We start from the raw sequence: 13,520 nt of genomic DNA on the forward strand, positions 1-13,520 counted from the left end.
TGGTTTTCACGTCCAGTTGGCGCATTATGATCATAGATTTCGGCGGTCTAGTCGCTGCGTAGACGTGGATAGCATCGGCCATTTCACCTTCGTGAAAACCCCCTATAAACACGGTTGAATTAGCCTATAAACGAAGTCTTGAAACCGTGTAAAGTGGTCTTCAAACAACAGAAGCATTTTACCCGCAAAAGGCTGTCATAAAGTAACGGGGAGGGCATTGCCTTTTCGGACGATCTTCTGCATTGGACGAAGTATCCCGAGCCGATTATTACGGTCGGCCAACAGTTGGATATGCGGTTTATAGCACGGATCCGGGCGCCTATCTCTTTCACGCAGCGATAGATGCCACGAAATTAGAAGTCAAGGAGCTGTAGAGACATGAGATTGCGATTCAATCAGGAGTCGCCGGATTATGAGAACCCGGACGTTTTGCAGATCCATGCCGAGCCGGCGGATGCGCGGGGCATTCCTTATCAAGATAGGGAGACGGCGCTGGCGGCAGCCGCAACCTGTGACAAGAACGCCTCCTCGTACGTCCAAATGCTTAACGGCGAATGGAAGTTCCATTACGCGGCATGCCCCCAGGATGCGCCGGAGCGGTTCTATGACGAATCGTTCGAGGGTGAGGATTGGGACGCCATTCCGGTGCCGTCGAACTGGCAGCTTCTCGGCTATGGAACGCCGTTGTACAGCAGCAGCAAATATCCGTTTCCGGTCGATCCGCCATTCATACCGAAGCAGAACCCGACAGGCTCTTACCTGCGAACGTTCGAGCTGCCGGAGCAAAGGGCGGGCGGCGACGTTTTTCTTGTATTTGAAGGCGTAGACTCCTCCTTTCACGTGTGGGTCAACGGCGAGGAAGCGGGCTTCGGTCAAGGCAGCCATAACCGGATGACGTTCAAGGTGACGGACTTGATCCGCCCAGGCGTCAACAAGCTAGCCGTTCGCGTCTACCAATGGTCGACCGGCAGTTACTTGGAGGATCAGGACAAATGGCGGCTAAGCGGCATATTCCGCGAAGTTTACCTGCTGAGCTCGCCGTCGGCGGTCCGTCTGCGCGACGCCCGTATCCGGACACGGCTGTCCGAGTCGTACGACAGCGGCGTGCTCGAGCTTGGCTTAAGACTTGCGGCGTCTTCCGGCAGCAATGGGGAGGGCTATCAGATCAGGGCCGAGCTGCTGGATGACCACGAATCGACGGTCACGGCCAGCGTTGCCGGCGTTCCCTGCCAGATCGGGAGCTCACCGGAAGCAGACATCGCCGTAGAGCTTCCTGTTAGCGCTCCCAAGCTGTGGTCGGCGGAAGAGCCGAATCTTTATACGCTGCTCGTCACCTTATCCGGCGCGGAAGGACAAGCGGAGGAGGTATACCGGTACGCGGTCGGCTTCCGGGATATCCGGGTGCGGGACGGACGGCTCCTGGTCAACGGCAGGCCGGTCATCATCCGCGGGGTGAACCGGAACGAATTCGATCCCGAGCTCGGCCGCGTCATGACGATGGAAGCGATGATCGAGGACATCGAGCTGATGAAGCGCCACAACATCAATACGGTGCGATGCTCGCATTATCCGAACGACGAGCGCTGGCTCGACCTGTGCGACCGCTACGGCCTGTTCGTCGTCGACGAAGCGGACTTGGAGACGCACGGCTGCGTCTTTCTTGGCGAAATCAGCCGCTGGATCGACAATCCCGACGAGAAAACGGCCTACGAAAGCCGGCTGGCGAACGACCCGGCATGGAAGGAGGCGTTCATGGACCGGATCGTCCGGCTTGTCGAGAGGAACAAAAACCACCCGTCCGTCATCATCTGGTCGCTCGGCAACGAATCGGGCTACGGAGCGAATCACGATGCGATGGCGGCTTGGGTACGGGAGAACGATCCGACGCGGCCGGTCCATTACGAGCGGGCTTACGATGCACTCGTCGTAGACATTGTGAGCAGCATGTACCCTTCCGTGGATATGTTGATTGCGGAAGGCGAGAAATCGGACGAGACCCGGCCCTATCTGATGGTTGAATTCGGGCATGCGATGGGCAACGCGCTCGGCAACCAGAAGGAGTATTGGGATGCGGTTTTCCGTTATCCGCGTCTGTGCGGAGGCTTGATCTGGGAATGGGCGGATCTGTCCTTGCTCCGGTGGAAGCCGGGCGGCGGCTTCGAATACGCCTACGGAGGCGACTTTGGCGACAGCCCCAACAGCGGCCACTTCTGCGTCGACGGCTTGTTGTTTCCAGACCGTACCGTCAAGCCGGCGCTTCTGGAGTTCAAGAAGGCCATCGAGCCGGTCAATGTGCTGCCGACCGATACGGATCGTCTGCTTCGGATCCGCAACCGGTACGATGTTGTCACGCTGGAGCATTTGGCGGTCAAATGGATCGTTTACCGGGAGGGAGTGGCGGTAGAGGAAGGAGAGCTGCAGCCGCTTGCGATTGCCGCGGGAGAAGAAGCGTTCGTCGCTGTTCCTTACCGGACGAATCCGGAGCTGAATCAGGAGCAGGAGCGAAGCGGCGGCGGAGAATATTGGTTTCATCTGAGCTTCACGCTCCGCGAGGAGACATGCTGGGCGCCTGCCGGGCATGAAGTGGCGTGGGCGGATATTCCTTTGACTTCATCGGCGGCAACAGGAGCTTCCTTGCAGCCTGTATCGCAATCGGCGATGAGCGCCGTCGTCTTAGAGGATGGAAGCCGGTACGTCAAGGCAAGCGGAGCAGGGTTTTCGTTAACGTTCGACAAAGTAACCGGCGCGCTGGACCGTTGGGAGCATGACGGCATGCCCCTGCTGGAGTCGGGGCCCCGCATCCAGCTGTGGAGGGCGCCGGTCGACAACGACGTTCATCTGGCGAAAAAGTGGCGGGAGGCCGGCTATCATGAGCTGGAGACCCACGTCAGAACGATGGAAGCCCGCCATGCCGCTGGCGGGCGAGCCGTCCAGGTGCGGACGGAGACGGTCCTTGGGGTGAACGGCTTACGGCCGGCGTTCGCGGCCGTTCAGCTCTACACCGTCTTCGGCAGCGGCGACGTGACGGTCGAAACGAGGCTCGAACCGCTCAAGGAAGGGCTTCCGCCGCTGCCCAGGGTTGGACTCCGGTTCGTGATGCCATCACGGTTCGGGCATATGTCCTGGCTTGGCCTCGGTCCTCACGAATGTTATGCGGACCGCAAGGAAAGCGGCAAGCTGGGCTTGTACGAAGGAACCGTCTGCGAACAGGTTGTGCCGTACATTAAACCCCAGGAGAACGGCAGCAAGGCCGATGTCCGCTGGGCGAGCCTGACCGATGCTGGCGGAGCCGGGCTATTGGTTACGGGGACGGATGCCCCGCTCGGCCAGTTCGGCGCACGGCCGTATTCGACCGAAGCTTTGGGCGCCGCCCGGCATCATTCGGATTTGAAGCTTCTCGGCGCGACGGAAGTCAGCGTCGACTGGCGCCAGTCGGGGCTCGGCAATCACAGCTGCGGCTATGCGCCGACCCTGCCGGATTATTTGATCCCGGCAGAGCCGGTCTCGTTCACGATTCGATTGAAGCCGATCGTTGCGGGTCCGGAGCGGGACAACGGCGCTAGGCTGCGATTGCCGGAGCGGATCGAGTGGGAAACAAAGGAGAAGGAGCGAGTGTAATGAACGGTTTGCCTAATAAGATACTGTACGGCGGGGACTACAACCCGGAGCAATGGCCTCGCGGCGTGTGGGAAGAGGACATGCGGCTGTTCAAGCTCGCCGGAATCGACATCGCCACCGTCAACGTCTTTTCCTGGGCGCGCAATCAGCCGGACGAGGAGACGTACCGCTTCGAATGGCTGGACGACGTCCTCGATATGCTGCACGCGAACGGGGTCCGCGCCTGCCTCGGGACCGGCACCGCGGCCCATCCCGCCTGGATGGCGCGCGCGTATCCGGACGTGCTGACCGTGGACTCGCAGGGCCGCAAGAAAAAGTACGGACGGCGTCATAATTCCTGCCCGAACAGCCCAACCTTCCGCCTCTATTCGGAGCGGATGGCGCGGAGGTTGGCGGAACGGTACAAGGATCACCCGGCTTTGCTGCTGTGGCATGTCAACAACGAGATGGGCTGGCGGTGCTATTGCGACAACTGCGAGCAGGCGTTTCGAGTCTGGCTGCGGGAGCGCTATGGAACACTCGATGCGCTTAACAACGCTTGGTACACCTCGTTCTGGGGCCATACGTTTTACGACTGGGAGGAGATCGTGCTGCCGAGCCAGCAGAGCGAGCATTTCAGCGCGTTCGGCCATGAAGCGACGGCTTTCCCGGCCATGTCGATCGATTACGACCGTTTCAACTCCGACAGCTTTCTGGCCTGCTACCAATTGGAGCGCGACGCGATTAAAGCCGTCATGCCGGATGCGGTCGTGACGACCAATTTCCAGAGCAACGGCACCTATAAGCCGCTAGATTATTTCAAATGGGCCAAGGAGCTGGATGTCGTCGCGCTGGACAGCTATCCGGAGAGCGGCACGCCGATGAGCCAAATTGCGATGCGGCACGATCTGATGCGGGGGCTGAAACAAGGCAAGCCGTTCCTGCTGATGGAACAGAGCCCCAGCCAATTGAACTGGAGGGAAGTCAATCCGCTTAAGCGGCCCGGCGTCATGCGGCTGTGGAGCTACCAGGCGGTCGCGCGCGGCGCGGAAGCGGTAATGTTTTTCCAGCTCAGACGATCCGCGGGCGCCTTCGAGAAGTTTCACGGGGCCGTTATCGACCATGCCGGCCATGAGCATACGCGCGTCTTCCAAGAATGCGCCGAGCTCGGACAAGAGCTGCAGCGATTGGGCGATGCGCTGATCGGAGCGAGAACGGCTTCGAAGGTTGCCATCGTGTTCGATTGGGACAATTGGTGGGCGCTCGAGCATTCCAGCGGGCCAACGACGCGGCTCAAATATTTGCAGCAGATTCAGCGCTATTACGATGCCTTCTACAGTCTTAACGTGCAAGTCGATATGATCGGCACGGAGACAAGGCTTGACGAATACGCGCTGGTCGTTGCGCCCGTGCTGTACATGGTCAAACCGGGCTTCGCCGAGAAACTGGAGACGTATGCGGCTAGCGGCGGCACGTTCGTGACGACGTTCTTCAGCGGCATCGTGCAGGAAACCGATCTGGTGACGCTCGGCGGTTATCCCGGCGAGCTTCGGAAGCTGCTCGGCATCTGGGTGGAAGAAATCGATCCGCTGTTTCCGGGCCAGTCGAATTTTCTCGTCATGCAAGGAAAAGCCAGCCTGCCGGCTGTCACGTATAGCTGCTCATTAATATGCGAGCGTCTGCATACGGAGGGCGCGGAAACCGTCGCCGTTTATGGCGCGGATTTCTACGCAGGGATGCCCGCGATTACGCGCAATACATTCGGCAAGGGCGAAGCCTGGTACATATCGTCCGATCCGGAAGAACGGTTTTTGAGCGATCTGTTCTCCGAGCTGACGACCAGGAACAATATCGTTCCGGTTGCCGCGACGCCTCCCGGCGTGGAAGCGAGCGCCAGGGCGAAGGACGGCAAAAGGTACTTGTTTCTGCTAAACCATAATGACCAGCCGGCGAAGGTCAATGTTGGCCCGGCGCCGCTGCGCGAGCTGCTCGGTGGCTCGGACGTGAGCGGGGAAGTCTCGCTTCCCGCCCACGGCGTCTGGATTCTGGAAGAGCGAACGGAGTGATGGGAATGAAGGCGGTTGACGGTTTGGGAACATACGAAGGAATGCTGTGGTATCGCAATCCTGCAGCGGAATGGGTGGACGCGCTCGCCGTAGGAAACGGCCGGCTGGGAGGCATGGTGTACGGCGGGATTTTTCGGGAACGCATCTCGCTAAACGAGGATACGTTATGGTCGGGACATCCGTACGATCCGAATAACCGGGAGGCGGCAGCCTATTTGGAGACGGTACAGAAGCTCGTATTCGAAGGAAAATACCCGGAAGCCCAGCGGACGATCGAAGAGCATATGCTGGGGCCGTGGTCCGAGTCCTATCAGCCGCTAGGCGACTTGTATCTCGAGCTGGAGGAGACCGGCAAAGCGGAACATTACAGGCGCGAGCTTGACCTGAACGATGCGGTCTGCCGGACGCGGTTTACATTGAACGGGGTTCGGTATGTGCGCGAAACGTTCGTTTCCGCGGTCGATCAGGTCATGGTCGTGCGTTTTACCGCCGATCAGCCCGGCCGGATAGCCGTTCGTGCATCGCTTGACAGCCAGCTGCGGCATCAGGCGCTCCGGGTCTCCGCCGATAAGCTTGCGATGAAGGGACGAAGCCCGTCGCATGTGGAGCCGCTTCATGCCCGGAGCGACGATCCGGTCATCTATGAGGAAGGACGGGGCATCCGCTTCGAGGCGCAGCTGCTCGCCCTGCCGGAAGGCGGAGCGACGACGGAGGACGGGGAAGGACGGATCCGGATCGAAGGCGCGGACGCCGTAACCTTCCTCCTGGCGGCGTCGACCAGCTTCAATGGGTTCGACAAGAATCCCGTCCTGGAGGGCCGAAACCCCGCCGAGCTATGCCGCTCCTGCCTGGATGCGGCTGCCAAGCTTTCCTACGGCGAGCTGCTGGACCGGCACGTCCAGGATTACAGGGCGCTATACGGACGGGTGGAGCTTGAGCTTGATGCCCCCGGTCTGCAGCATCTGCCGACCGACGAACGAATTCGGGCGCTTCGCGAAGACAAGACAGACGAGCAGCTAGCCGTTCTATTTTTCCAATTTGGAAGGTATTTGCTTCTATCGTCGTCCCGGCCGGGAACGCAAGCGGCGAACTTGCAAGGGATCTGGAATCAGTCGATGAGACCGCCGTGGTCGTGCAACTATACGGTCAACATTAATACGCAAATGAATTATTGGCCAGCCGAGGTATGCAATCTTGCGGAATGTCACGAGCCGCTCTTCAGTCTATTGGAGGACTTGCGGATTGCCGGCAGGGAAACGGCGTCTGCCCATTATAAGGCAAGAGGCTGGGTCAGCCATCATGCCGTTGACCTTTGGCGAATCACGACGCCGTCCGGCGGCCCGTCGGGCGGCCCCGCAAGCTGGGCGTACTGGCCGATGGGGGGAGCTTGGCTCAGCCAGCATGTATGGGAGCATTACAGGTTCGGGGGAGACCGGACGTTTCTGAGCCAGGTCGGCTATCCGATCATGAAAGAAGCCGCGTTGTTTTTCCTGGACTACCTCGTCGAGGATGCGGACGGCTACTTGGTTTCCAATCCGTCCACCTCGCCGGAGAATACATTCGCCTTGCCGGACGGACGTAAAGCGGCCGTCAGCATGGACGCCACGATGGATATTGCCTTGCTCCGCGAGCTCTTTGGAAACTGCATGGAAGCGTCCGACCACCTGGGGATCGATCGGGAGCTGCGCCTTGAACTGGCCGCTGCAAGGGCGCGCCTTCGCCCATTCCAGATCGGCCGCCGCGGACAACTGCAAGAGTGGTTCTCGGATTTCGAAGAAGCGGAGCCCGGGCACCGGCATATGGCCCATCTCTATCCGCTGCATCCGGGCGGCGAGCTCGACCATCGACGCACCCCCGAGCTTGCTAACGCTTGCCGGGTATCGATCGACCTTCGGCTGCAGCACGAAGGGGAAGACGCGGTGGGCTGGTGCTTCGCCTGGTTGATCAGCCTGTTCGCGAGGCTGGATGACGGCGAGATGGCGCATCGTTATTTGACCAAATTGCTTAAAAATCCGTTTGACAATTTGTTCAACGCCCACCGGCATCCGAAGCTGACCTTTTATCCGCTTACGATCGAAGCCAATCTCGGGGCGACGGCGGGGATTGCCGAGATGCTGCTGCAGAGCCATGCCGGCGAGCTCAACCTGCTGCCCGCGCTGCCGGAGGCGTGGAAGGGAGGCCGCGTATCCGGATTGCGGGCGCGCGGCGGCTTTACGGTATCGCTGGCATGGACGGATCGCGCCCTTAGCGAAGCCGTCATTGCATCGGCAAATGGCGAGCACTGCCGAATTCGAACCGATGGCAATGTGCAGGTAACCGCCGGAACGGAAGCGGTCGAGGTTCGCGAGATCGCTCCTTGCGTCGTGGAGTTTCGAACGGAGCCGGGCGTAACCTATACGATTACGCGGTGCTAGACAGGCGCCAGAGACTATCATTCTTTCTTGGAGAAGGAGGCATTTCATTGAAATCAACGCAGGTGAATCGTTCACAGACGGTGGATCCTTTCGCGGAAATCGCGCTTTGCGAGCATCCGCTTGCAAAGGAAGGCATGACCGAAATCCGGCCGCGCGAATGGACGAAGAGGTTGTTCGGGAGGGGGGAGACTACTGCCGAGCGAATGATCGAGCCGAGCTTCGAGGAACGGCTGAGCCGATTCGGGCAGGAATTGGCCGAGCTTCGCGAGCGATATCGCCCCTATCTAAGGCAGCTATCGCCGCCACCAGCCTATACCCGTCCCAACGGGAAGCTGACCAGCTTCGATTTCCGTTACGAGGAGGGAGGAAGCGGGGAATTCGCTCGCGTGCTGCGGGGCGAAGGCGAGTGGGAACAGGTCTCGATCCCCGACTTCCGCGGGCCGACGAAGGAGAAGGGACGCTGGACCGGCTATTATCGGACGACATTCGGCTATCCGAAGCCGCAAGCAGGAAGGAGAACGTTTCTTGTCTTCAAGGCTGTCGATTATGAAGCGGCCGTTTACGTGAACGGCAAATGCGTTGGTCGGCATGAAGGATTGTTTGCTCCCTTCGAGTTCGACATCACTTCTTTGCTTGAGGAGACCAACGTGCTCGTTGTCGAAGTGAAAAACGATTATCCGATGATGGGCGTCGGCGGCACGCGGCTCGATGGAGACAAGATGTACGCCGCCACGGGTCCGGGCTGGGACGAGCCGGTGTACGGCTGGCATCATTGCCCGCCCGGCGCGGGCATTTATAACCATGTGATTCTGGAGGAACGGGCGGAGCTGTTCGTAGACGACATCTTTATTAGACCCAATCCCGAGGACGGATCGTTTGAGGCGTGGATCGACGTCATGAACATGACGGCGGGTCTCATCGAAGGAGCCGAGCTGACGGTCGACGTTTTTGCGGACAATTTCGAGGGAGAAGGGCTCTCCGGCATTCGCTTCCCGATTGCTTATGCGGGTCCGGGCATGAACAATTACCGTTATAAAATCGCCTTCCCGGCATTCCGCAGCTGGGAACCGGACGCGCCGCGGGTATACCGGCTTAGGGCGAGTCTGGACCGCGAAGGGGAGCTGCAGGATGCCAAAGACCGTTGCTTCGGCATGAGATCCTTCAGGATGGACGAAGCGGCGACGCCGAAAGGGACGCTGTATTTGAACGGACGGCCGATTCTGCTGCGGGGCGCGAACGAGATGGGGCATCTCCAGCAATGCGTCATGCAAGGCGACGAAGGGCAGCTCATTGACGATATTTTGATTGCGAAGCTGGCCAATCTGAACTTTTATCGGATCACGCAACGACCGGTGCAAGAAGAAATTTACGATTACATGGACCGTCTCGGCATGATGAACCAATGCGATTTGCCGGCGTTCGGTTTTATCCGTCGAAACAAGTTCTGCGAGGCAGTGAGGCAATCTGCAGAGATGGAGCGGCTCGTACGCAGCCATCCGAGCGTCATTATGGTATCGCTGATCAACGAGCCATCCCGTCCCGCCAAGCGGGGCAAAGGACATCGGCATCTGTACCGGGACGAAATGGAAGCGTTCTTCGCATCGGCAAGGCATGCCATTTATATCGAGAATCCGGACCGCGTCGTAAAAAACGCGGAAGGCGATTATGATCCGCCGACGGAAACGGGGCTCTCCGATTATCACTGCTATACGATGTGGTATACGAATCATATGATCTCGTTCGGAGAGCTGTACAAGGGCGGGCTTCCGCCGCTCAAGAAGGATTGGAAGACCGGATGCGGGGAATACGGCTCGGAGGCGCTTGATCATCTTGCCCTCATGCACAAGCGCTATCCGCTTGAATGGCTGCCGGAGAACCCGGACGACCCTTGGATGCCGGACGCGATCGTCGACAGCCAGACGTATTCGCATCATGGCGATTGGTATCCGGAAGCCGACCGCATCGGAGACTGGATCGAGCGGAGCCAGCGATACCAGGCATTCGTCACAAGGCTGATGACCGACGCGATCCGCCGGCGCGCCGATCTGATCGTGCAGTCAGCCATCCATCTGCTCATCGACGCTTGGCCGTCGGGGTGGATGAAATCGCTTGTCGGAGCCGACCGGGTGCCGAAGCCGGCCTATTTTGCTTACAAAGACGCTCTGGAGCCGCTGCGGGTACATTGGCGGAGCGACCGATGGCGCGCATATGCAGGCGAACTTCTCGAGCTGGAAGCCTGGCTGCTTAATGATACGCCCGATGATTATCAAGGCATGAAGCTAGTCGCGACGCTTCGGAGCGAGACCGAGGATTATGCTTCCTTCGAGCTGGAAGCCGACATCGGCGGCGCCGATTCCGCTTATGTCGGCTCCGTGCCGTTTGTCATGCCGGCGGTCGATAGACGCCGCACGCTTCAAGCGGACATATCCGCCTATAATCGTGCCGGAGAACTGATCAACAGCGAACGGTTCGATATCGAGGTATTCCCGAACAACGTTACGCTCGTAGATGGCGAACCTACAGCCGCGGTAAATGCGGCAGCGATCGGAACCGCAGCGGAAGCGCTGCTCGCCGCGATGGGCTTGCCTTGCCGGACTTATGAAGCCGGCCTCCCTTTCGACGTGATCTTCTTGTCTTCCGCGGAGGCATTCCGTCTCCACGAAACCGAGATCGCGGGAAGGATCGAAGCGGGGGCAAGAGCGATCATCGTCCCGGACGAGGGAGGAGAAAGCGAATGGCAAATCGGAGATATCGCCGTGCGGCAGGAGAAAACGGGCAGCCTGTATACGCTGGCCTTCGACGAAGCGAATAATAGGCTCGAGCAATTCGGGGCTTCCGATTTCCAATTCTTTTATAACCAAACCTTGGACCGGATAGACGCTCTGACCGGATGCGGCTGGCACTCGGAGTCTATGTCGCCGCTGCTTTATGCGTACGCGAAACCGAAAGGCGGGACCCCGTCGGGCGGAGCTCGCAAACGCAGGGTGCCTGTCGTCGGCTCGGTCCGGCACGGGCGCGGCGAGTTGATCTTTGTGGGACTTCGCCTCGAAGGACGGCTGGGCTGCAACCCGCCGCTTGACCTGCTCCTGCAAGAGCTGATTGTCGGCTGCGGGCAAGGAAGAGGAGACTTAGCGATTCGAGAAGGAGGCGGAGGATTATGAAAGCCACTGAGATAAGTCCGTCCTATGAAGTGCCGTGGACATTGGACACCGGATATTGTCATGACGGGATTCCGTTGTCGAACGGCGTGTTTGGCGCGCTAATCTGGTTCCAGCACCAGACCGTTATGCTGACGATTAATCGGGCCGATTATTGGGATCATCGCGGCGGTACGATCTGGCGGGACGATTGTACGTACGGCCATTTGAAATCGCTGCTGGAGAGCGGCGATTTCAAAGGCGCGCGGGAGCTCTTTCCGACTACGCTGATGAACGGCAAGGAGAAACGGCCGACGCGGCTGGCGATGGGACGGATCGAAGCGAGGCTGAAGCCGGATGTGCGATTGGTTTCGGCTAACCTGCATATGAACGAAGGTGAAGCCCGGCTGGTTTGCCGTCGTGGCGAACGCGAGCATGTTATCGAACTTGCCGTTGTGATCGATAAGCCGATGCTGTTGCTCTCGGGCGGCGAAGAACTGTTCGAAAGCATAACGCCCGTGCCGTCTTACTCTTTCGAGAAGACGAAGGCGTACTTCGACGACTTCGGGATTCCGGCTCCCGCGGCAATAGAAGATGGCTGGGTGCAGGAGCTGCCGGAGGATCCGGCATGCGCCGTAAGGATGAGGCTGCGCGGGGGGACGTTCGCGATCGCCGCGGAGTACGGTGTAGATTCGGAGCAGGCAAGACAAGCGGCAAGCGCGCTGCTGGATTCGGTTTCCCCCTCAGACGGAGGGTATGCCGCCGCAACAAGAGAAACCAGAGAGCGTTGGCTGGCATTATGGCGGCAGGCGGCGGATATCTCCTTGCCCGACGCCGAGATTGAACGGATGTATTACTTGGGCATCTACCGGATGTTAGGCAATTCCATGCCGGGCAGGATCGCGCCGACGCTGCAAGGCCCTTGGGCGGAGGAGTACCGGAATCCGCCATGGAGCTGCGATTACCACTTCAATATTAACGTCCAACAGTGCTTATGGCCGGCATACGGTTCCAATTTACTGGACAGCCTGAAGCCGCTTTTCTCCATGATCGATGGCTGGAAGCCGACGCTGGCGCTGAACGCCAAACGTTTCGTCGGCATCGATGACGGATATATGCTTGGCCATTCGGTGGACGACCGCGGCCGTCCGGTCGGCGGCATGTGGACAGGGACGATCGATCAGGCGAACACCTCGTGGGTCGCCCAGATGATGTGGCAGTATGCCCGGTATGCCGGAGACGAGGCATACTTGCTGGATGAAGTGATTCCATTCATGAGCAAGGCTCTTCGCGTATTCAGGGAAATGATGGAGACCGAAGGGGATCGCTATTCGCTTCCGGTAACCGTTTCGCCGGAATTCGGCGGCTCGTCGCAAGCCGGACTCGGCCGGAATTCGACCTTCTTTCTTGTCAATGTCCATTTCTTATGCGAAAAGCTGTTGGAGCTCGACGAAAAGTACGGAATCGATCCGGATGCCGCGGCCATGGCAGCCGACATCCGCGAGAAGCTGCCGCCTTACACGGCCGGACCGCGGCAATTCCAAGAGTTCGGCACGAAGCCCGGGCTTGAGCTGTATCTGTGGGAAGGACAGCCGCTCTCCGAATCGCATCGCCATCATTCTCATTTGGCCGGCATCTTTCCCTTCGACACCATCCAAATGGACGATCCTGCGCAGAAAGAGGCTGTCTCGAACGCTTATAAGTCATGGATCGACAAAGGCATGGGGCGATGGGCCGGCTGGTCGATGCCTTGGGCTTCGATCTTGCACAACCGGATGGGCCGTGCGGATATGGCGCTGCTTTCTCTACACCTGCTGAGGGAGGTGTTCATGATGCCGAGCTACGCGACCAGGCATAACGCCAACTATGAAGGCTTCTGCCAGTTTACAGGAGGCGATACCATGCAGGCAGAAGCATCGATCGCCGCGGCGGCGGCGGTATTGGAAATGTACGTGCAATGCGTCAGAGGAACCGTCCGGGTATTCACGGGGCTGTCCCGGCGATTCAAAGACGCCTCGTTCGCGGGCATCCGGGCGGAGGGAGCGTTTCTGCTGTCGGGAAGCAAAGAAGGCGGAAAGGTAAAGCATGTTACCGTGTACAGCGAACGCGATGAAACGATCCGTCTCGTCAATCCATTCGAAGGAAGGGCGTTGATCCGGAAGGACGGGGCGGTGGTCGGGACGGAAGAGGCGATCATTAGCCTTAAGCTCCGCTCGGGCGAATGCGTCACGCTCGAGTCGGGAGTCCATTTGGTCACTCAATCTTCATAACGAAGCGCGCAAGATAAACATAGCGGGAGGAACTGG

At 59.2% G+C, this 13,520-nt stretch carries 5 protein-coding genes; all 5 read left to right on the top strand.

Annotated features, from left to right (window positions below; all coding sequences use genetic code 11):
* Nucleotides 1–378: 378 nt before the first annotated feature.
* The 5 genes from PLA01S_RS25130 to PLA01S_RS25150 are packed head-to-tail and all read left to right on the top strand — an operon-like array spanning nucleotide 379 to nucleotide 13,484.
* Nucleotides 379–3,618, top strand: coding sequence for a glycoside hydrolase family 2 TIM barrel-domain containing protein (locus tag PLA01S_RS25130; protein ID WP_127594522.1), 3,240 nt, complete (start codon nucleotides 379–381; stop codon nucleotides 3,616–3,618).
* On the top strand, nucleotides 3,618–5,663 hold the full coding sequence (locus PLA01S_RS25135) for a beta-galactosidase (protein ID WP_127594523.1): 2,046 nt from the start codon (nucleotides 3,618–3,620) through the stop codon (nucleotides 5,661–5,663). The genes PLA01S_RS25130 and PLA01S_RS25135 overlap by 1 nt, the downstream gene beginning before the upstream one ends.
* Nucleotides 5,663–8,077: a glycoside hydrolase family 95 protein gene (locus PLA01S_RS25140; protein WP_246059844.1), complete on the top strand. Its 2,415-nt coding sequence runs from the start codon at nucleotides 5,663–5,665 to the stop codon at nucleotides 8,075–8,077. Before PLA01S_RS25135 ends, PLA01S_RS25140 begins: the two co-directional genes overlap by 1 nt.
* A gap of 47 nt (nucleotides 8,078–8,124) precedes the next feature.
* Complete coding sequence (locus PLA01S_RS25145) at nucleotides 8,125–11,238, top strand: glycosyl hydrolase 2 galactose-binding domain-containing protein (protein WP_127594524.1); 3,114 nt, start codon at nucleotides 8,125–8,127, stop codon at nucleotides 11,236–11,238.
* Complete coding sequence (locus tag PLA01S_RS25150; RefSeq protein WP_127594525.1) at nucleotides 11,235–13,484, top strand: glycosyl hydrolase family 95 catalytic domain-containing protein; 2,250 nt, start codon at nucleotides 11,235–11,237, stop codon at nucleotides 13,482–13,484. The genes PLA01S_RS25145 and PLA01S_RS25150 overlap by 4 nt, the downstream gene beginning before the upstream one ends.
* Nucleotides 13,485–13,520 lie beyond the last annotated feature (36 nt).

Source organism: Paenibacillus lautus NBRC 15380, assembly GCF_004000945.1.
Classification (GTDB): domain Bacteria; phylum Bacillota; class Bacilli; order Paenibacillales; family Paenibacillaceae; genus Paenibacillus_AQ; species Paenibacillus_AQ lautus.